Below are 20487 nucleotides of genomic sequence, written 5' to 3' on the forward strand. Positions count from 1 at the left end.
CATTACTGACGCGCACGTGGTCCGTGCTAAGCCACGCAAAATCAATAAGTTAAATCAATTGAATTAAAGTATTGCCTTAACGTTAAAGTCTACGTACGATGCCCCTCGTCCGAGGTCAGTCGGAAGCTGTGCCACGCATTGTCCACCGGGCTTGTCCCGGTTTTCGACGGGATCGGGCCTTGTGCCCGATCCTTTTTTTTGCCTGGCAATCGAGAGCCGCAGCGTCGAGCAGTCGCTCAATGCACCGCCGCCGCTTTCCAATAGCGATCGATGAATTGCCGGTGGGTCGGCATCACTTCCACGCAGTGACCAATGGTCTGCGCGACGCTGGCCAGCAAGCCTTCGGTGTCGCGATCGGGCACCTAGTCCACCAGCGGGTGGTAGCCCTGCGGCAGAACGCCCTGGCCCACCATTACCCGCACCCAGCTGATCTCGGCAAACATTTCTTCGGCATTGCGATAGAAGCGCCCACTCACTATCGCCGAACAGGTCCAACATGGATTGCAGCTCCGGGGTGATCTGCATGTTGCGGCAGCCCGATTCCAGCAGTGCTTGCGTCGCCCGGTGGCGAAGCGCAGCGGGCGCGGGTCAGCCGGCACATCGCCGGCGGCGGTCATGAACTTGCCGTGCGCCGAAGGTGGGACCAAGTAGTCACCCCTGAAAAACCCCAACCACCCAACGACCGCAAGGCCTTGATGTCTGCACCGGCGTGCCAAAACTACCGGTGTTCGCTACGCTGAAGGCTGGTTTCTGGCAATTTCCGCCCATGCGTACACGCCGTCCTGCTGCCGAAGACAGACCCGCCGACGAGTTGTTTCGTTCGCGGCTGGAGAACCAGATCGATCTGCGTCATCCGCTGGCGCGGCTGAGCCAACGGATGCCGTGGACGGCGTTGGAGCAAGCACTTTCATCGCGCTTGCCGGCCACCCAGGCCGGTGGCGGTCGGCCGGCATTGCCGGTTTGCTCTACCTCAAACACGCCTACGACCTGTCCGATGAAGCGGTGTGCGAGCGCTGGCTGGAGAATCCGTACTGGCAGTTCTTCACCGGTGAGGTCGTGTTCCAGACGCGATCGCGTTTTTGCGTGCCTGGATGCGGGCGATGGGATGGTCATCCTTGAGTGCCGTGCCGCTGTCACCGACGGCACTTGGCGCTTGAAGTGGATTTTTCAGGGACGACCAAGTACCCGCGCGAAGGCAGCCGCTGCCATCCAACCGGCGGTGCCACCGCCGACGATAACGATATTGCGAAGCGCAGCGGGGACCATGCCTGTGCGTTCCTGGGCGAAGACAGCAGACGGATAAACGAACGGGGCCACCCGGCCTCGTTCGAAACCCTACACGCCCGTGTCGGCACGTGCGGCGATGGAAGCCAATCAGAACTTGGCGCCGAGCTCGAAGGTCAGTGTGCGCGGCACGTAGTTGATTTCGCCAGTAGTGTTGATGGCGATGTCTGGGTCGAACTGACCGTCGCTGCCGAAGCCGTTGTACGCGTAAGCGCCGTAGTTTTTGAAGTTGAAAGCGTTGAGCAGGTTCACACGCGCCGACATCTTGAAGTCGCCGGCGATGGTGAATTCCTTGGTAGCCTGGAAGTCCAGCGTGCGGTAGCCCCAGATATCGCCACCGATCAGGAACTTGCCGCTACCTGGCGGCGTGACGCCCACTTGCTGGCAGGTTGCGCCATCGGGATCGGTGAAGCCGAAGCAGGCGCTCGTGTTGATCGGCTCGGGCGTGGCCAACACCAGCTTGGCACCGAAGGTGACATCCCACGGGCCGTCAATCGAGCCAGAGGCGACGAAACGATGCGCAGCCACCGCGTCGGATTTGACGAACGGATAGTCGCGGATGGTTGCCTTGTCGAACCCGTACGGTTCATCGATGTTGCGGTTCTGGCGCGCGCTGGTATGGGTGTAAGACAGCGTCAGACCCCAACCGGATTCCTTGGTATACGGCTTGTCGGCCGAGAGCAGCACCTGGCTGTTGCGCTGTTCCAGACCATTGTTGCCCACAATGGTGTTCTGGTAGCCCGGAACAGGCTCGCTCCACGGCACGTCGCCATTCTGGAAGTACGCGCCATCGGAATAACGGTTGATCAGGCCCATCGCAAAACCGTCGTAACTCAGCACGCGCTGGAAGGTCGCATCCGTCAACCACTCGCCGACCTGATTGGTGATGCCGATGCTGTACTGGTCGCTGTACGGCGTCTTGAGTTTGTTGTTGAACATAAACAACTCGGCGCTGTCGGCGACACCGGGAATGGTGTTGAGCTGATCGATGCCGTTGAGGTAGCGCGGGTCGAATGCAACACATGTGCGGTCACTGCGATAACAGGAGTTGGTGACCGGATTTTCGAAGTACACAGCGACAGGCGACAACGCCGACTTGCTGGTTTCCAACGCCAACTGCTCGAACAGGTTGCGATCGTACGAGCGCGGCGCGCCGCCATGCAGCACTGCGGTTTCATCGCCGAAGAGGTCATAAGAGAAGCCGAAGCGCGGCGCCCAGGCGTTTTTGAAATTCTTGCGGTTATTGCCGGTGCCGATGTAATCGGCAACGTTGATGCCACTGGGCACAAGACGATTGGCCCACGGCTGGCCGGGATTGTCCGGATCGTCGGCGTACAGCGCGTTGACGAAGTCTTGCGAGGTGACGAAGTTGGTGTAGGCCGGTGTGTCTTCGTAATCCCAGCGCACACCGATGTTGATCATCAGCTTGTCGGTGGCGGCCCAGTCGTCCTGCAGATAGATGCCGTACTGCCTGGACGGCGACACCACAGTGGCGCGCTGGCCAGCGGTGGTATAGGGCGCAACGAAGTCCACGCGATACGGCGTGGCTGCCACGCTGCCACTGTTGACGCGATAGCTGAATTGCGGATTCACCGCAGCCGCATCCTGCGAGGTCAGCTCGATGTCCTTGTAGCTCGCACCCATCTTGATGGTGTGCTCGCCATGCCACTGGAAGCTGGTGAAGGTCAGATCGTTCTGGATGAACCAGCCCTTCTGACTCTTGCGCTGCAAATTGAGGCCGCCAGCCGAGCCGGTGGTCAGGAGGGTGCGCTCATCGATATCGGTGGAGCCGGAACGCGGCTGGAAATAGGTATAGACGATGCCGTTGCCGAGCGTGCGCGGGGTTGGGCTGTTCTGCGAGTTCTCGGTACCGACAATGACTTCGTTGAACCAGTTGTCGGCACTGTGCTGCCAACGCAGGTTGGTGCGCTTGTCCTTGTTGATCTTGTCGGTGGCCTGCGCAAGCGTGTTGGTGCCGCCGACATTCGCGGTCTGGGTTTCGGCGCGATAAATCGTGCTCAGCTCGATGCGATCGCGGTCGGTCGGCTCGAAATCGACCTTGCCGAAGAACAGGTCTTCTTCGAACGGCATGTTGGCCGGCCCGTACTGGCTGGCCAGATCCGATGGCAGCTGATCGATGAACGCTCCTGCCTCCGCACTTGGCTGCACGCTCTTGGGTGCGAGGTTCTCCTTGCCTTCGTAGGCGACGAAGAAGTGCATACGGTCCTGGATGATCGGCCCGCCCAACGCAAAACCGTATTCCTTGGTCTGCGAATCGATCTTGCCGCCTTCTTCTTCATCAGGGCGCTTGTCGCGCAGATCCTGATCGGTGTAGCGATAAAACACTTCACCGTGCAAGTCGTTGGTGCCGGACTTGGTCGCCGCGGTGATCGCCGCGCCACTGATCTGGCCGTACTCGGCGTTGTAGTTGGATGTGATGACTTTGTACTCGCCGATGGCCAGCTGCGGGAACGGATTGCCCTGCGTATCGCTCTGGCCGGCAACGCCGCCGCTGCGCACATAGCTATTCTGGCCCACGCCGTCGATGTACAGATTACCGGCGCTGGCGTTGGACGCACCGCCGCGCAGCTTGGTGTTGCCGTTGCCGTCCACCTGAAACACCATGCCCGGCACGGTGTCGGCAAATTCCAGAAAGTTACGGGTTGCCTGCGGCAACTGCTGAATCTGCCGCGCCGAAATAGTGTTGCCCACTTCCGAGGTTTTCACGTCGCGAATCATCGGCGTGCTGACCGTCACCGTGTCCAGCGTGGTCGCATTACCAACTGGCGCTGCCGCCGGCTTCGGACCTTGGCCGACTCATGCCGCGCTTTCCAAAAAAATGTAGCTGACGTCGCCTGCCAGAGAGAGACGCACGATCCGTTAGCGCAGAACGTTCGTGTCACATATGCGCATGGACTACATCAACTTCATCCGATGCCGGCCCCAGAGCTGGATGGCGGACTCTAGCAGGAACTGCAAGTGCCTACGTGATGTGCTGCACCCTTGTGCCAAACCCAAGTGGCACAAGGGTTGCGGCGAATGCCTGGACACGTTTGTCCGGATGAGACACCAGTCGTCAATGTCGGGCACTGGCCGACAACGTGCATGAAACTACAAAACTCAACATCTTGCGGCCATACCTGGGTGCACGGGCCATGCCTTGCCGCCGGTGCATTCAGGCAGCAAGATGCGCCCATAAATCAAGGGGAACATCGTGCGCATGTCGCTATCTACCGCCCGCGCAGGCCGGTTCCAGTCCATCGCGTGGGCGCTACTGGCCGCGCTATGCGTCAGCGGCTGCCAGCGCAACGACACTGCCGCTGCATTGCCGGGGGCCAAGGCCGAGCCGGCCGCGGCGATGCAGTCGATGACACTGCCGCTGCGGCGCAACGATCTGGTCGCCTATGCACGGATCCGGGTCACGCCTGCGCAGTACGCCCAACTGGAAATAGCCTGGCGTAGCGGTGCCAGTCGCTGGCCACTGACCGAGCTGCCGCTGCCCAATGAGGTCGGCGCGTTACTGGGATCGTTGTCGGCGCCGGGCGCCGAGCGCGGCCTGCAACAGTCCTTCGATGCTCAACTGGCTGGGCAAGCGCAGGGCATCGCCCAGGCCGCACAGTCGCTGGGCCAGTTCGGCGTGCAGTATCTGCGCAGCCGCAACGACTACCGGCCTGAGCAGCGTGCCCATTACGTGCAATTGGTCGACGCCCTGAGCGCCTGGGCCGCCACCGCGCCGTTGGCCGATCGCACGCGCGCCAAGGCCAGCATCGCCGACCTGGTAGCCGCGGCCCGCGCCACTGGCATCAGGTCCGACGCCGATCTGCAGCGGTTGGGCATGGAAGAAAGCCTGCGCCGGCTCGGGCCGTTCTGGTCAGCGTGCAAGAAGGTACTGAAGCGTTACGACCTGTCGCTGGACAACAGCCTGGATGGGCTGCGCGCCGGCCTGATCAAGCAAGACGGCGACCGCGCCCAGGTGCGGCTGCGCTATCTACTGGCCGCGCACGACATCGACCTGACCGTCGACCTGATCAAGCGTGACGGGCACTGGTACCAGCAGCAGACCCAGGACGAGGTGCAGGCGCTGCTCAGCGCTGCGCCGGCCCAGCCCTTACCCGATGCCGCTGCAACGCCTGACACCCCGGCGGCTGCGCCCGCCATGCCCGCCAACACCGGGCAACGCCCAGCTGGGCGATAATGACCGCGATGCCAGAACAGAATCCCCTGCCGTTCCCGAACGGCCAGCCCGCCCCGCCCAGCGCTGCCGCAGCCGCCAACCCCGGTGCGACCTCCGTGGCGCTGTCTGCCGCGCCGTCGGCGTTGGACACCCCCCCGCTTACTACGCCGGTGCTGGCGGCCGGCCGCAACGCCAAACGCCCCTGGTGGGCGCGCCTGCTCGGCCGCCTGGCCGACCCGTGGCTGAGCCTGACCATCGAACCGGACCAACCCGGCCGCTACGACGACGGTAGCCCGGTGGTGTACGTGCTGGAAGACTACGGCCTGTCCAACGCGCTGATCCTGGACAAGGCCTGCCGTGAGGTCGGCCTGCCGTCACCGCTGGTGCCGTTGCCGGGTGACCCGCTGGAGCGCAAGCGTGCCTACCTGGCCCTGTCACGGCGCAGCAGCAGCAATTCGCTGATTCCCGAGCAGCGTGGCGGCAAGACCCACTCCGACTCGCTGGCCAAGCTGCTGCAGGCGCACCGCGTGCGCGACGAACTGGACGTGCATTTGGTACCGGTGTCGATCTTCGTCGGCCGCGCGCCGGACAAGCAGAGCGGCTGGTTTGCGGTGCTGTTCTCGGAAAACTGGGCGCTGGTCGGCCGTTTCCGCCGCCTGTTGTCGGTGCTGCTCAACGGCCGCACCACCATCGTGCGCTTCGCTCAGCCGATCTCGTTGCGTCAGATCGTTGCCGAGGGGTTGCCGCCCGAGCGCACCTTGCGCAAGTTGCAGCGGGTGCTGCGCATGCACTTCCGGCGCATTCGCGAGGCAGTGATCGGCCCGGATCTATCCACCCGTCGGCTGCTGGTGGATCAGGTGCTTGCCGCCGACTCGGTGCGCGAGGCCATCATCATCCAGGCCAAGCGCGACAACAGCAAGCACGTTGATGCCTGGCGTAAGGCGCATGCCTATGCTTGGGAAATCGCCGCCGACTATTCCAGCCCAGTGGTGCGCTCGGCGAGCTTCCTGCTGACCCATGTGTGGAACCGTATCTACGCCGGCGTGCTGGTGCATCACCTGGACAAGCTCAAGCAGGCCGCGCCTGGGCACGAAGTGGTCTATGTGCCCAGTCACCGCAGCCACATGGATTACCTGCTGCTGAGCTACCTGTTGTACGAACGGGGCATCGTGCCGCCGCACATCGTGGCTGGCATCAATCTAAATCTGCCGATGGTCGGCACGCTGTTGCGCAAGGGCGGTGCATTCTTCATCCGGCGCAGCATCCGCGGCAACGCGCTGTATTCGGCGGTGCTCAGCGAATACGTCGCGCAACTGGTGGCCGGTGGATATTCGATCGAATACTTCGTCGAAGGCGGGCGCTCGCGCACCGGCCGTCTGCTGCAACCCAAGGGCGGCATGATCGCAATGACGCTGCGTGCTTATTTGCGTCAGCCGCGCAAACCGGTGCTGTTCCAGCCGGTGTACATCGGCTACGAGAAGCTGATGGAAGGCAACAGCTACCTCGACGAACTCACCGGCCGACCGAAAGAAAAAGAATCCATCTGGCGCCTGCTGTGGTCGATTCCCAAGGTGCTCAAGCAGAACTACGGCCAGGTGGTGGTGAACTTCGGCGAGCCGATCGCGCTCAGCGAGGTGCTTGCCAGGCACGCGCCGGATTGGGACGGCCAACCGCTGCCCGACGATGAAAAACCCACCTGGCTGGCGCCAGCGGTGGACACGCTGTCGACGCAGATCCAGACGCGCATCAACTGCGCCGCCGACGTCAACCCGATCAACCTGCTCGCACTGGCGCTGCTGTCCACGCCCAAGCACGCGATGGGCGAGGCCGACCTGATCGCACAGATCGAGTTGTGCAAGAAGCTGCTGGCAGAGATGCCGTACTCGCACCGCGTCACCGTCACCCCGCATACCCCGGCGCGCATCATCACCCACGCCGAAGAGATCAACGTACTTACGCGCGTGTCGCATCCGCTGGGGGATGTGCTGAGCGTCAGCGGCGACACCGCGGTGTTGCTGAGCTACTTCCGCAACAATGTGCTGCACCTGTTTACCGCGTCGTCGTGGGTAGCGTGCTGCTTCCAGAACAACCGTCGCATGAGCCGTGCCGGGTTGCTGCGTTTGGGTCGCACCGTGTACCCGTTCCTGCAGGCGGAGTTGTTTCTGCCGTGGAGCGAAGATCGCTTTGCCGAACGCATCGAACAGACCATCGACATGTTCGTGCGCGAAGGCCTGCTGCTCAACGTCACCGACGACGACGGCGGCATCCTGGCACGCAACACCGGGCAGACCGACGAGGTGTTCCGCTTGCGCGCGATCGGCCACTCGTTGCAGCAGGCCTTCGAGCGCTATTACATCGCCATCTCGGTGCTGGTGAAGAACGGCCCCGGCGTGCTCGGCGCCAGCGAACTGGAAAGCCTGTGCCAACAAGCCGCGCAGCGTCTGAGCTTGCTGTACGCGCCGGCCGCCCCGGAGTTCTTCGACAAAACCCTGTTCCGCAGCTTCATCCAGAAGCTGCGCGAGCTGCGTCTGGTGTGGCCCGACGAAAACAGCAAGCTGATGTTTGATGAGCGGCTGGACGCGTGGGCGAAAGATGCCAAGTTCATTCTTGGCCGCGAGCTGCGTCACACCATCGAACGTGTCAGCCCTGAAGCGGCCAAGTCGCAGGAAGCGGTCAAGCCGCAGGATTAGGCAACGGTGTCGGCGGCGAGAACCGGGCGTCTGGCGATGCGCTCGGCATCATGGCGCAGATAGTTTTGTCCGGCGCGGGCGAAGGATGCCAACAAGTTCATTCTTGGGCGCGAGTTGCAGCATACGATCGAATGAGCGAGTCGATAAGCGGCGAAGCCAAATGTGGTGGTGCCGCCGGTTGAGTAAAGCGGCGATGCGATGGTGGGGCAATAACAGTTGAGCGCAGACGCGGCCGGTGCTCCCTTCTCTCTCCGGGACCTCGGTCCCCTTCATGGGGAGAAGCGGACCGAAGGGCGGATGAGGGTCGGGTAGCACGCGCATCAACAGGCTCTGGGCTATTGGTGCACTCCACCAACACCACAAACTTCACACAACAGTTTCTTTCGTTTCATCAGCTTCTTGCAGCCCACCCGATAGCATCGCGCCACCCTTTCACAATGAGCGGGCGCGTCGCACTACGCGCCCGGCAGGAGGTTCCCATGCGCGCAGCTCTCCACACCCAATTCGGCGACCCCGCCAAGGTGCTTGGACTCGGCGAGCGACCCACGCCCCAGCCAGGCAGGGGCCAGGTGCGCATCGCAATGCGACGTTCGCCGATGCACAACCATGACCTTTGGACTGTGCGCGGCAACTACGGCTACAAGCCCGAACTGCCCGCAATCGGCGGCAGCGAGGCAGCTGGCGTGATCGACGCACTTGGCAAAGATTTCGTAGATCTGCCAGTTGGCCAACGTGTCGTCGCAGCCGGCGTGCATGAAAGCTGGGCGGAATACTTCCTAGCCTCCGCAGACGGCGTCGTCCCGCTGCCCGACGCACTAGACGACGATCGCGGCTGCCAATTGATCGCCATGCCCTTAAGCGCATTGATGCTGATCGAATTCCTGCACGTCGAAAAAGGCGACTGGATCGTGCAAAACACCGCCAATGGTGCCGTCGGCAAAACCGTTGCCATGTTCGCCGCCGCACGCGGTATTAACGTGATCAATCTCGTGCGTCGCGATGCCGGCGTCGACGAATTGAAGGCCCTTGGTATCGGCAATGGGTTCTCCACCGCACAGGGTGGCTGGCAGGACCAGGTGCGCGCGCTGGCCGGCAATGCACCGATCGTGCGCGCGATCGACTCGGTCGCCGGCAAAGCGGCAGGCGATCTATTGGGCCTGCTTGCCGAAAGTGGCGAGCTGGTCTCGTTCGGCTCGATGACCGGCGAACCGTTGGAAATTTCCAGTGGTGATGTGATCTTCAAGCAGGCCACCGTGCGCGGCTTCTGGGGCAGCAAGGTCATGCAGGCCACTCAAGCTGAGGACAAGCGCCGCATGATCGGGGAACTGCTGAACGCCGCGCTCGACGGCAGACTGGCCTTGCCTGTGGAAGCGGTGTTCGATCTGGAAGATGCCGGCAAAGCGGCAGCGGCAAGCGCTGAACCCGGGCGTCGCGGCAAGATCCTACTGCGCGCGGGCTGAGGACAAGCCAGGCGGCAGAATGGAGCCAAGGAGGCACCGAAAAGCCTCTCTTCCCCGTGAGAGGGTTGGGGCGAGGATACAGTCGAAGCGACCAACGCGATGTGCCTCGGCTCAAGCAGGCAGTCGCGATGAACCACGCCCCTGCCCCCATCGCCGGCTGACCAGACTGCCTGTAACCGTGCCTGGACTTGCGCTATCGCAAAGCGAACCCAAGCCACCGAACACAGAGTCTCAAGCCGGCTCGTCAGGCACCAGCTCCATCTCCAGCCGCGTAATACAGTCCTTGATATGCAGCTTGCGCTTCTTCAAGCGCTTCATCTGCAACTCGTCTTCCATGTTCGCGGGCAAGCGCTGGATCTCTTCGTCCAACGCACGGTGGGCGCGTCGCAACTCGGCGATCTGCTCGACAATCTCGGCGGGTGAGAGGGTTTCCACCCCCCGAGCATACACAACCCCAGGCTGCGCGCGTCACCCCCGCTTGCCAACATGCCCGAGGCTGCGGCAATTCCTGCGCTCCGCTGGCGAAACGGCGGCGCGCCTCATCCTGTCACCTCCCGCTAAAATCAGTCCACGCATAGATCCAGAGGTCTCGGGTCACACTAGCCCCAAGGAAACCCAAGGTGCGCTCCACGGCGCGCGACGTGCATCGGCCCGACCGGGACGAGGAAGTGATCGCGGTGCTATCGGAGTTGGTCGAACGCTTTCCCGAGCGCGGCTTCGGGAGGTTATTCCAGTGCATCGGCGGGCGCGGCTGGCGTGGAATCACAAGAGGGTACGGCGCATGTACTGCCTGATGACGCGCAATTTGCGACGCCGCGTGCCCATGCGGCATGCGCAGCCGCTGGTGTGCGGCGATCGGCTCGACGCGGGTTGGTCGATCGATTTGATGTCCGATACGCTGTGGAACGGACGCTGCTTTCGCACGTTCAACATCATCGACGACTTCAGCCGTGAAGCGTTGGCCATCGAGGTAGACCTAAACCTGCCGACGGCGCGCGTGATGGGCACCCTGGAGCGCATCGCCGGCTGGCGTGGCTAATTGTTCAGAGCTTCCTTAGAACTCGATCATTTCCTCCCTGCTTCCAATTCACTTTCGCGAATCTGGCGCGTTAGCCTTGTGGGATCCTCAATTCTAACGCCTGTCAAACAATTAGATCCTGTCGCATCGAAAAACATTGTCGCTGCCGATCCCCCGGAAAAAAGCGCGTAACCGAACGTCGGCCTGGGATCGTTAGCCAGCGGTGGCAAGACCACCCTTCCAAGCAACAGCTTCTGCTTTGCAAAGTCCCAATGTATACAGCCCTGACTTGCTTCTAAGATAACTACTGGCTTGCCGTTTTCCTCCCGCAACTGAGTGTCGAAGAGTACATTTCCGAAACGCTTCTGCGTGCCACGCTGGATCTTTGGCAAATCGCTGGTCTTAGAGCGTGTTATGAACTTTGAAAGAGGGTGGCTGCATTTCCAAGCATCAGGATCGTGAAGACGACGAAGTGCAAACCGGCCAAGGTTTCCGGCAATCGCTCGTAGTCGCGTGCCAGCCGTCTGAAACGATTGGCCCATCCGAAGCTGCGCTCGACAACCCAACGGCGCGGCAGCAAGACAAAGCCTTTTTTCGCTTCTTGCAGCTTGATCACGTGCAACTCAATGCCTTCTTCCGTGGCCGCCTGCGCCGGTTCTTGACCGGTGTAGCCCTGATCAACAAAGGCGATCTTGACCGTTTCACCGGTCACGTGTTGTACCTCTTGTGCCAACGATCGGACTTGCGCGCGCTCCTGCTCATTAGCCGGCGTCACCTGGACAGCGAGCAGATGTCCAAGCGTATCGACGGCCATGTGTACCTTGCTGCCTTTCTTGCGTTTATAGCCATCGTATCCAGCACGCGGCCCGCTTTCGCAGGTGGACTGCAGCGTGCGAGCATCGAAAATGACCGCGCTCGGCTGGCCTTTTTTCCCTTGCGCCACACGCAAGAGTGAGCGCAGATCACTGACCATGGCCTCAAAGCAGCCCGCTTGCAGCCAGCGCTGTGTTTGCTGATACACCGCTTCCCAGGGCGGAAAATCGTTGGGAAGCAATCGCCATGGTGCGCCGGCGCGCGCGATCCACCGCAGTGCGTTGAACATCGCGCGTAGCTCATACTTGCGCTGCGGTGCCTGCACGTCCATCAGCGTCAAATAGGGAGCCGCAAAGGCCCATTCTTCGTCGGAAATATCGGTGGAATAAGGCTTACGAGGCTTCATCCGTATACGTTAGCGTGACAAGGGCAAAGTTCATAACACGCTCTAGAAACAGCTACTGTATCCGAAACGCCTATCTCGCTAGCGGCGACAGATAAACCCGCACTTCGTGCACGGGAAACGTCTTCAACGAATGAGAGCGCCTGAGACTGGGCCTCCACGGAGGCTTCCTCCCACTTCTTAATCTTTTATTTCTTAAAATGCACTTATATCAAATGAAAAAGCAGCAAGAGCCACTATAAAGCCGAATTTATTAAAAATGACATTTACCTCGCAAAGAATATTTGGCATTGTAGTAACTCTCGTGTCGCTGCGTGTAAGAGCGGCTAACAAAACTATTGCGCATTCGTCAGGTGGGTGAAGAAGGCGCGCTCAGAACCGGAGTGCGAGTGCTACATGACGCTTCTGAGCGCCAGCCGCGCCCGCCTGACGGTGAGCGCAATAGTTTCGTTAGCCACTCCAAGTTCACCCGCTACGCCATGAATTGCTCAGAAGTTGGCTGGATGCCGGTGAGTTGTCCAGAGGCTCGCTGATCCGTGGTCAGACTTCCTGAGGCAAATAAGCGTTGACGGTGGCCTTGATCCTGTCTGCAAAGCTGTAGATGTCGTCGATCGAGCTGATATCAAGCTGCTCCTCTTCTTTGTCCTGATTGAAAATTCCAAGTCGTAGCTTCTGAAGATTATTGAAGCGAAGTCTGCAGATCGGTTTCCTGTTATTGTCGTCAAGAAGGATGGCACAATAGGTTTGTGCGTCTCTCATGAAAACACGCTTGCCAGGAATCACTTCACGTACGATTGCCCGAATGATGTGGAAGCCTTCGATTTCTTCCGGTGTGGTGACGATCAGAGAGTCGGCTATCAGTGGTGACGTCGTCGTGGCGGGTTGGTCCGCAACGACAGTCACCGGATGCTCACCGATTGAGATCGCTTCAGGTGCCATTGCTCCTTTAAGTCGCTCATTGATGCGCTCGCTGATCAGCTGATCAAAGGCACGACGTGTGATCGATGTGAACTTATCGCGGATTGCAGGTGTAAAGCGTCGATTCCCGACGAGGTCGGCGGAAACCAGTTTGACGAATTCTTCGTTTGGATGATGCATCCACTCCGCCAGCCTTGTTTGAATCGCTCGTGTGTACTTCAGCTCGTTCGCAGTCGTCAGGATGGTGTCCAGATCGAACGCGGCCTTTGCGAATTTTTTCAGTTCTTCAACGTCGCGGTCCTTGAAGTCCAAGATGTTGAACTCAAAGAACGGTTTCTCATCCATCTTGTTTGGCTGTTCCAAGTCGGTGAAGAATCGATAGACCAAGCCGTTGGTGGGAACCCCGAAGCGAGCGGCAGTGACGTGGAAGTAGCGGAAGAGTTGGCTGGCGTGGTTGATGCTCAGTTCAGCGCCTGCCCTCTTGCATTCGAAGAGGATGATGGGCTTGCCGTCGCGAAGGATGGCGTAATCAACCTTCTCGCCCTTTTTGGTTCCAACATCCGCCACAATTTCCGGGGTGACCTCAAGCGGGTCGAAAACGTTGTACCCCAGAATCTGGATGAGAGGCATCACCATTGCATTCTTGGTGGCTTCTTCCATTTGAATCAGTGCGCGGTTCGTACTGATGTCTCTTGCAAGCGCACGCAGTTGATCAATGAAATCCATCCCAGTTGCCCCTTCCCCCCGATGTGACAATGTTTACCACAGCAGATGCAGGTCAGAGTGCAATCCGAGAAATTATTTTTTCGGATTTATGGATCAGCCCGGTTGAACGGTCTGTCGCATCAAAGCGATGCTTGAATGACTTTGAGCGCACCACCGCAGCACGCCTACTGGACTTGCAGCATTGAGCGCGGTGTAGGCACGTTGCAACACTTCCACTACGACGACCACGCACAACTGCATCAGCATCTGGCCGACTTCATCGACGCCTACAACTCCGCTCGCAGGCTCAATGCCCTGAAGGGCCAGACACCGTAAGAATTCATCTGCAAGCAGCGGACATCCGAACCCAAGCGGTTCAAGGTGGATTCGATGCATCTAATGCCGGGACTGAACACTTAGATAAGCGAGTGCGGAGTGTGGCCCGTTGAGCAGACGCTGTGGTCGCTGGGGATGACGCTGTCGACCATCAGGCGCGGGAAGGTGACGTAGGGCGTCGCGTACGTGTGGGCTGTGTAACGAGTCGCCCCTGAAAAACCCCAACCACCCAACGACCGCAAGGCCTTGATGTCTGCACCGGCGTGCCAGAACTACCAGTGTTCGCTACGCTGAAGGCTGGTTTCTGGCAATTTTCAGTCATGCGTACACGCCGTCCTGCTGCCGAAGACATGCCTGCCGACGAGTTGTTTCGTTCGCGGCTGGAGAACCAGATCGATCTGCGTCATCGGCTGGCGCGGCTGAGCCAACGGATGCCGTGGACGGCGTTGGAACAAGCACTTTCATCGCGCTTGCCGGCCACCCAGGCCGGTGGCGGTCGGCCGGCATTGCCGGTGCGGCTGATTGCCGGTTTGCTCTACCTCAAACACGCCTACGACCTGTCCGATGAAGCGGTGTGCGAGCGCTGGCTGGAGAATCCGTACTGGCAGTTCTTCACCGGTGAGGTCGTGTTCCAGACGCGTTTGCCGTGCGATGCCAGCTCGCTGACGCGCTGGCGGCAGCGCCTGGGTGAGACCGGGATGGAAGAGCTGCTGGCGCACACCATCAACGCCGCGCATGCGATGCAGGCGGTGGACGCACGCGAGTTGTCGCGGGTGATCGTGGACACCACGGTGCAGGAAAAGGCGATCGCCTATCCGACCGACAGCCGTTTGCTGGAGGTGGCACGCAAGAAGCTGGTGTTACTGGCCAAGCGGCACGGCATCGGATTGCGGCAGAGCTACGCGCGGCAAGGCCCGGCCCTGAGCCGCAAGGCAGGTCGGTATGCGCATGCGCGCCAGTTCAAGCGCATGCAGCGCGTGCTGCGACGTCAACGCACAGTGCTGGGACGGCTCATGCGCGACATCCAACGCAAACTCGATCAGGTAAACACCGGCGTGCGCGAGCGCATCGCTGTCTGGCTGGAACGTGCGCAACGGCTGTACACGCAGCGTCCGAAGGACAAACAAAAACTGTACGCATTGCATGCCCCGGAAGTGGAATGCATCGGCAAGGGCAAGGCGCGTCAAGCGTACGAATTCGGCGTCAAGGTCGGCATTGCAGTCACCGCCTGCAAGGGATTGGTCGTGGGTGCGCGCAGCTTCCCGGGCAACCCGTACGACGGCGATACCTTGGCCGAGCAGCTGGAGCAGACACGCGGGTTGCTGCAGGATGTGAGCGTAGAACCGACGGTGGCGATCGTGGACCTGGGCGATCGCGGGCGCGAGGTCGATGTGGCGTGCAGGTCCTGCATCGCGGCAAGGCCAAGACGCTGACGCGACGGCAATGGCGCTGGATCAAGCGACGGCAGGCGGTGGAGCCGGTGATCGGACATCTGAAAGACGACTGCCGGTTGCGTCGCTGCAGGCTGAAAGGTGCCCAAGGCGATGCGCTGCACGTGCTCGGCTGCGCGGCCGGCTACAACCTGCGTTGGCTGCTGCGCTGGATCGTGTTTTTGCGTGCCTGGATGCGGGCGATGGGATGGTCATCCTTGAGTGCCGTGCCGCTGTCACCGACGGCACTTGGCGCTTGAAGGGGATTTTTCAGGGACGACTAACGAGACGGCGCAGATGGCCCAGGTGGGGGTTTCGGCAGCAGGTCGTCGATATAGACGGCTTGTTGCGCGCGGTGGAAGGCGCCAACGCCCAGGTGGACGATGACGATGATGGTTTGTATGGGGTTGTCGTTGGGTTTTAGCGTGATTTCGGGTAGGAAGGGGTGGGGTGTGAGGGAGAGTTATGGGAGTGGCATGGGGGTTTTGTTTGGAATTGTGAGGTGCTGCAAGGTCGCTTGCTGACCGTACCCGCACCCCAACCCTTCTCCCCATAGAGGGGACCGGGGTCCTGCAGGCCGAGGAGCTTTGGAGGCGTTATTTGTCGGTGACGGTGAAACCTTGTTTGCTGCGGATGTCTGCGCTGGAGGCGCCTATCTGCACCTCGTATGCGCCTGGGTCCACGGCATACGCTTTGCGTTGGTCGTCGTAGATGCGCAGGGCGTCGCGGGGTGTGATGGTGAAGCGCAGTTCGCGTTGTTCGCCCGGTTGCAGGGTGATGCGCTGGAAGCCCTGCAGTTCCTTGATGGCGCGTTCGCGCTGCGGTGTGAGCGGGTGCAGATAGAGCTGCACGACTTCATCGCCTGCGCGTTGGCCGGTGTTCTTCACTTTTACTGTGGCGCGCAGTGAGCTATCGGCTGCCAGTGTGCTGCGATCAAGGCCTAGATCGGAATACGCAAATTGCGTATACGACAAACCATGGCCGAACGGGTACAGCGGCTTGCCTGCGAAGTAGCGGTAAGTGCGGCCGCGCATGGCGTAGTCGTCGAAGGCGGGCAGGCGCTCGTCTTGCTTGTAGAATGTGATCGGCAAGCGGCCGCCGGGACTGGCATGGCCGAAAAGCACATCGCCCACGGCGCTGCCGCCGCGTTGGCCGGGGTGCCAGGCCAGCAGGATGGCGGGTACGTGTTGCTGCGCCCAGTCGATCTCCAAAGCCGAGCCGGTGGTCAGTACCACTACGATTGGCGTGCCGGTGGCCTGCAGCGCTTGCAGAAGGTCGCGTTGTGGTTTGGGCAGGCGCGTGTCGGTGCGGTCGCCGCCGGCAAAGCCGGGGTAGTTGACGTCCATCTCTTCGCCTTCGACATCGCCGGTGAGGCCGCCGACGAACACCACTACATCGGCGTTGCGCGCGGCGTCCACCGCTTCGCGCAATGGCGGTTTGGCACCGGGCATACGCCATGCCAAGCGCACACCTGCATCGCGGGTGGCCTCGTAATATTCAACGCGCAAGTGGTAGGCCTTTCCAGCTTGCAACGCGACACTGACATTGCCGCCGCGCATGCGTGGGGCGTCGCTCCATTGGTCGATCAGCAGCCTGCCGTCCAGGTACAGACGTACGCCATCGTCGGCGGCGATCTGCAGCATGTAGGTGCCTGACACCGGCGGCAGCAATTGCCCATGCCAGCGCACGCTGAAGTCGTTCTTGCCGAGCGCGCGGTCTGCATGCAACTCGCCGCGCCCTACCGCATCGTCGGTGGGTGCATTGCGATCCCAGCGGAACGCGATGCGTGGGTCGATGCGGGTCAGCGCCGGTTGGCCAGCCAACGCTCGACCACGGAAGTATTCGCCGGTGAGGCCGTTCTGCGTGGCGCCTGCAGCCGTGCGCAGATAGCGCGTGTCGATCGGCGCGGTGGCGTTGGGGTCTTCGCGGCCCTCCACCAGATTGCTGCCGCGTGCGTAGACCACTTTTGCCTGCGGTGCGGCATCGCGGATGCCTTGCAGAATGGTGACTGGCGCGGCGGGGATGCCGTAATAATTGCCCAGCAGCGACATCGGGTCGTCTGCGGTGGGGCCGATCACGGCGATGCGCTTGAGCGTGGACTTGAGCGGCAGCAAGCCGTAGTTTTTCAACAACACCAGGGACTCGCGCGCGGTGCGGCGCGCCAGTGCATCATGCTGCGGCTATTGATTGGCCGAGGCCGGAATCTGCGCCCACGGCACCTTGGCCAACGGGTCGAACATGCCCAACCGCATGCGCGTGGTCATCAAGCGCTTGAGCGAGGTGTCGATGCCGGCTTCGTCGATCAAGCCTGCGCGTACCGCAGCCGGCAACGCGGCATAGGTAACGCCGCAATCCAGGTCGGTGCCGTGCTTGACGCCGAGCGCGGCGGCGGCCTCGGGCGTGGGCACGATCTTGTGGTTCTGCCAGATGTCGCCAATGGCGGCGCAGTCGCTGACGATGTAACCGTGGAAGCCCCAATCGCGGCGCAGAATGCCTTCCAGCCGTGCGCTGGCCGATGCGGACTGGCCATTGACGCGGTTGTAGGCGCCCATCACCGCAGCGACCTTACCTTCCTGCACCAGGGCTTGAAACGCAGGCAAATAGGTTTCGTAGAGATCGCGTTCGCTCGGATGCACATCGAAATGATGACGGTCGGCCTCCGGGCCGCTGTGCACAGCGAAGTGCTTGGCGGTGGCATCGAGCTTGCGATACGGGCCTTGCTGCGCTTGCAGGCCTTGCACGAAGGTCACGCCCATGCGTGCGGTCAGGAACGGATCTTCGCCATAGGTTTCCTGCCTACGGCCCCAGCGCGGATCGCGAAAGATGTTGATGTTCGACGACCAGAACGTGAGTCCCTGATAGCGCTTGTGTTCGCCGCGCGCGAGAAAGGCGTGATGCTTGGCGCGTGCTTCGTCGCTGATGGCGGTGGCGACGTCGGCCATCAACGGCGTGTCGAATGTGGCCGCCAACCCGATGGCTTGCGGAAACACCGTGGCACCGCCTGCACGCGCAACGCCATGCAGCGCTTCGTTCCACCAGTCTTAGGCAGGAACGTGCAGGCGCGCGATGGCGGGCGCGTCGTTCTGCATCTGCGCAGCTTTTTGTTCCAGCGTCATGCGCGACACCAGATCGGCGGCGCGCGCGTCGAAAGCGCGTTGCGTGTCCAGATACGGCGGCGGCGTTGCAGCCTGTGTGCTGCCTGCCGCAAGCGTCATCGCCAGCACGCCGCGTGCAAGTGCGCGCCGTGCGGCAGTGGTGAGGTGGGCGGGGTGCGAATGCATGGTCAGCTCTCCGTGGTACGGTCCGGTTCCCACTGGGCAAAAGGCCCGAGCATGCTGCCGAACGGTGTGCCTTCCGGTGAGCCGTTGTTGAGCAGGTACGCAGTGCCATCGGTATCGAAGAACGACAGCCAGTTCCACAGCGAGGCACCGGCATGGTCCCGTTCGGCCAGGCCATCGAGGCTGTGCCAATGATTTAGCATGCGCAGATGCAGCCGCGTTGTCATTCCTCACGCGCCACGTGCAAGGTCGGCACGTCGCCAATGACCACCAGCTCGCTTGCGCTATCACGCAATGGCTTGGCATTGGCCAGCCACTGGTAGCGAAACCATAAATCGTAGCCGTTCTCGGGATGTGCACCGGCAGTGGCCAACATGCCGCCACATGGCAGCGCCAGCCACATCAGCACCAACGCACGACAATACTCGTCACAGCGTCCTATCAGGCGCATGCGGCATGTTCCAGCGGCGTGGACGTGCTTAGGCGCATGTCGCCGCTCTGCCTGCTTCCCGGTACCATGACCTGCACACGCATGCAGGCACATGGCACCGGGGTTGTAGCAATAGCACGTGTGCATCCCGGAGCTTTCGCACTCACTTGAAGAGGCCACGCTTGGAGAAGGTCAGGAAATCGGTCCGCCGCACCAGCCGCGCAACTACCATCGATGAAGTGGCGGCGCTGGCGAAGGTGTCGCCAATGACGGTCTCGCGTGTGGTCAACAACAACCGCAGCGTGCGCGATGCGACCCGCGAGCGAGTCCGGCGCGCGGTCGACAAGCTGGGCTATACGCCCAACCTTGCGGCAAGCGCGCTGGCAGCCGCGCAGAGTACGCGCATCGCATTGATCTATAGCGACCCTAGGGGCGCGTACCTGCGCGAGTTGCTGCTGGGCGTGTTGCGGGTGGTATCGGGCACTTCGATCCAGCTGGTGATCGATTGCTGGGACGACCTGGATGCCGATGCCGAGCGTAAGGCCGCACGCAAGCTCGCCAAAGGCGTTGCTGGGGCGATCCTGCCGCCACCGTTGTGCGAGTCGAAGGCGGTGGTATTGGCACTGGTGCGCGCCAAGGTGCCGGTGGTGGCGATCGCCTCCAACCATTTCCTTCCCGACGTGGCCTGCGTGCGTATCGACGAATTCGCCGCTGCCAAGGAAATCACCGAGCATCTGATCGCCCAGGGGCATACGCGCATCGGCTATATCGCCGGGAATCCCAATTTGTCTGCGAGTACGCGTCGTTTCGAAGGTTTCCAGGCTGCGCTGGCCGATGCCGGGTTGCGATTGGATCGGCATCTGGTGAAGCCGGGTGACTACACCTACAAGTCGGGTTTGATCGCTGCGGAAAAACTGCTGGCGCGCAAACGTCGCCCCAGCGCCATCTTCGCCAGCAACGACGACATGGCCGCCGCTACGATTTCGGTCGCGCATCGACGCGGGCTAGATGTGCCACGCGATCTGTCGGTGGTCGGCTTCGACGATACCTCCGCCGCCACGGCCGTGTGGCCCGAACTCACCACCGTGCAGCAGCCCATCGCCACAATGGCCGATGCCGCGCTGGATATCGTGTTGAAGACGATTCGCGCCAAGGAGCGCACGGCGAAGATGGTCGATCATGTAGTCCCGCACCTGTTGGTCAAGCGGGATTCGGTGACCGCGCCGGCTGCGTCGGAGACAACCGAGTCACCGTAGCGCTGCACGCAACGGTGCGCGCGCGCAGCAGGCGATTACCTGCGCAACATCAACGCTTCAGAGACTGATTGATCAGGTTTTCTTATGCATCCTGGTGGCCGCTGATCTGCGTGGGCTCACCGCTGCTCGCGGCATATTTGACCACATCCCAACGTGATGGTGCCGTCGGCAAACGCCGCACCAGCGCCGCTGTCCAAGCTGCCGTAACGCTCGGCGCGCCGCTGTTCCAGCGCGATGGGTTCGCTCGCGTCACGACAGGGCGCACAGGCCCGGAACGAGCTGCCATCAGCCG

The 20487-nt window shown here is 61.5% G+C and carries 8 protein-coding genes, 1 other RNA gene and 10 pseudogenes; 8 read left to right on the top strand and 11 right to left on the bottom strand.

All coding sequences use genetic code 11. The features are described from left to right. Positions 1-236 precede the first annotated feature (236 nt). Positions 237-534 (bottom strand): annotated as a pseudogene (locus PD885_RS00415) (tryptophan 7-halogenase); the annotation flags it as partial. 232 nt (positions 535-766) lie between these two features. On the opposite strand from PD885_RS00415, the pseudogene PD885_RS00420 reads away from it, so the two are divergent. Continuing rightward, positions 767-1089: pseudogene (locus tag PD885_RS00420) on the top strand (transposase); the annotation flags it as partial. A gap of 87 nt (positions 1090-1176) precedes the next feature. Here PD885_RS00420 and PD885_RS21790 read toward each other — a convergent pair. Beyond that, a pseudogene (locus PD885_RS21790) lies at positions 1177-1317 on the bottom strand (tryptophan 7-halogenase); the annotation flags it as partial. A 57-nt stretch (positions 1318-1374) separates the two neighbouring features. Further along, positions 1375-4101 (bottom strand): annotated as a pseudogene (locus PD885_RS00425) (TonB-dependent receptor plug domain-containing protein); the annotation flags it as partial. A 403-nt stretch (positions 4102-4504) separates the two neighbouring features. On the opposite strand from PD885_RS00425, the gene PD885_RS00430 reads away from it, so the two are divergent. The 3 genes from PD885_RS00430 to PD885_RS00440 all read left to right on the top strand — a co-directional run bounded on the left by PD885_RS00430 (position 4505) and on the right by PD885_RS00440 (position 9608). Then, the gene (locus PD885_RS00430) at positions 4505-5479 is read left to right on the top strand and encodes a hypothetical protein (protein ID WP_002803590.1); all 975 of its coding nucleotides are present in this window, start codon (positions 4505-4507) and stop codon (positions 5477-5479) included. Next, entirely contained in the window at positions 5479-8148 is a 2670-nt protein-coding gene (plsB, locus tag PD885_RS00435; protein ID WP_040762146.1) for a glycerol-3-phosphate 1-O-acyltransferase PlsB, read from the top strand. The genes PD885_RS00430 and plsB overlap by 1 nt, the downstream gene beginning before the upstream one ends. A 479-nt stretch (positions 8149-8627) precedes the next feature. Beyond that, the gene (locus PD885_RS00440; RefSeq protein WP_002803588.1) at positions 8628-9608 is read left to right on the top strand and encodes a zinc-binding dehydrogenase; all 981 of its coding nucleotides are present in this window, start codon (positions 8628-8630) and stop codon (positions 9606-9608) included. Between the two features lie 231 nt (positions 9609-9839). Here the strand turns inward: PD885_RS00440 and PD885_RS00445 are convergent, their stop codons facing one another. After that, positions 9840-10043, bottom strand: a complete 204-nt coding sequence (locus tag PD885_RS00445) for a YdcH family protein (RefSeq protein WP_040762144.1) — start codon at positions 10041-10043, stop codon at positions 9840-9842. Positions 10044-10231: 188 nt separating this feature from the next. Between PD885_RS00445 and PD885_RS00450 the strand changes: the two are divergent. After that, positions 10232-10644: pseudogene (locus PD885_RS00450) on the top strand (transposase family protein); the annotation flags it as partial. A 394-nt stretch (positions 10645-11038) separates the two neighbouring features. Here the strand turns inward: PD885_RS00450 and PD885_RS00455 are convergent. The 3 genes from PD885_RS00455 to PD885_RS00465 all read right to left on the bottom strand — a co-directional run bounded on the left by PD885_RS00455 (position 11039) and on the right by PD885_RS00465 (position 13486). After that, positions 11039-11845 (bottom strand): IS5 family transposase, encoded by an 807-nt coding sequence (locus tag PD885_RS00455; protein WP_002801519.1) that lies wholly within the window; start codon positions 11843-11845, stop codon positions 11039-11041. A 321-nt stretch (positions 11846-12166) separates the two neighbouring features. Continuing rightward, positions 12167-12240, bottom strand: a non-coding RNA gene (locus tag PD885_RS00460) — sX9 sRNA. A gap of 142 nt (positions 12241-12382) precedes the next feature. Then, entirely contained in the window at positions 12383-13486 is a 1104-nt protein-coding gene (locus tag PD885_RS00465; RefSeq protein ID WP_088057088.1) for a type I restriction endonuclease, read from the bottom strand. Positions 13487-13684: 198 nt separating this feature from the next. Between PD885_RS00465 and PD885_RS00470 the strand changes: the two are divergent. Both PD885_RS00470 and PD885_RS00475 read left to right on the top strand, forming a co-directional pair. Beyond that, a pseudogene (locus tag PD885_RS00470) lies at positions 13685-13885 on the top strand (IS3 family transposase); the annotation flags it as partial. A 236-nt stretch (positions 13886-14121) separates the two neighbouring features. Further along, positions 14122-15491, top strand: a pseudogene (locus tag PD885_RS00475) (IS5 family transposase). 9 nt (positions 15492-15500) lie between these two features. Here the strand turns inward: PD885_RS00475 and PD885_RS22885 are convergent. From PD885_RS22885 to PD885_RS22370, 4 genes and pseudogenes are all read right to left on the bottom strand, one after another. Continuing rightward, a pseudogene (locus tag PD885_RS22885) lies at positions 15501-15661 on the bottom strand (mannitol dehydrogenase family protein); the annotation flags it as partial. Positions 15662-15827: 166 nt separating this feature from the next. Next, a pseudogene (locus tag PD885_RS00485) lies at positions 15828-18446 on the bottom strand (glycoside hydrolase family 3 protein). 143 nt (positions 18447-18589) lie between these two features. After that, positions 18590-18960: pseudogene (locus tag PD885_RS21800) on the bottom strand (hypothetical protein); the annotation flags it as partial. A 142-nt stretch (positions 18961-19102) separates the two neighbouring features. Further along, positions 19103-19228 (bottom strand): hypothetical protein, encoded by a 126-nt coding sequence (locus PD885_RS22370; protein ID WP_257784599.1) that lies wholly within the window; start codon positions 19226-19228, stop codon positions 19103-19105. On the opposite strand from PD885_RS22370, the gene PD885_RS00495 reads away from it, so the two are divergent. Next, entirely contained in the window at positions 19170-20195 is a 1026-nt protein-coding gene (locus PD885_RS00495) for a LacI family DNA-binding transcriptional regulator (protein WP_231892766.1), read from the top strand. The genes PD885_RS22370 and PD885_RS00495 overlap by 59 nt on opposite strands. The last annotated feature ends 292 nt before the right edge of the window (positions 20196-20487 follow it).

It is taken from the genome of Xanthomonas fragariae, assembly GCF_900183975.1.
Taxonomy (GTDB): domain Bacteria; phylum Pseudomonadota; class Gammaproteobacteria; order Xanthomonadales; family Xanthomonadaceae; genus Xanthomonas; species Xanthomonas fragariae.

Excerpts from the sequence above, each read along its gene's own strand:
- PD885_RS00430 (WP_002803590.1), top strand. The coding sequence starts at position 4,505 with ATGTCGCTATCTACCGCCCGCGCAGGCCGGTTCCAGTCCATCGCGTGG.
- PD885_RS00440 (WP_002803588.1), top strand. The coding sequence starts at position 8,628 with ATGCGCGCAGCTCTCCACACCCAATTCGGCGACCCCGCCAAGGTGCTT.
- PD885_RS00455 (WP_002801519.1), bottom strand. The coding sequence starts at position 11,845 with ATGAAGCCTCGTAAGCCTTATTCCACCGATATTTCCGACGAAGAATGG.
- PD885_RS00465 (WP_088057088.1), bottom strand. The coding sequence starts at position 13,486 with ATGGATTTCATTGATCAACTGCGTGCGCTTGCAAGAGACATCAGTACG.
- plsB (WP_040762146.1), top strand. The coding sequence starts at position 5,479 with ATGACCGCGATGCCAGAACAGAATCCCCTGCCGTTCCCGAACGGCCAG.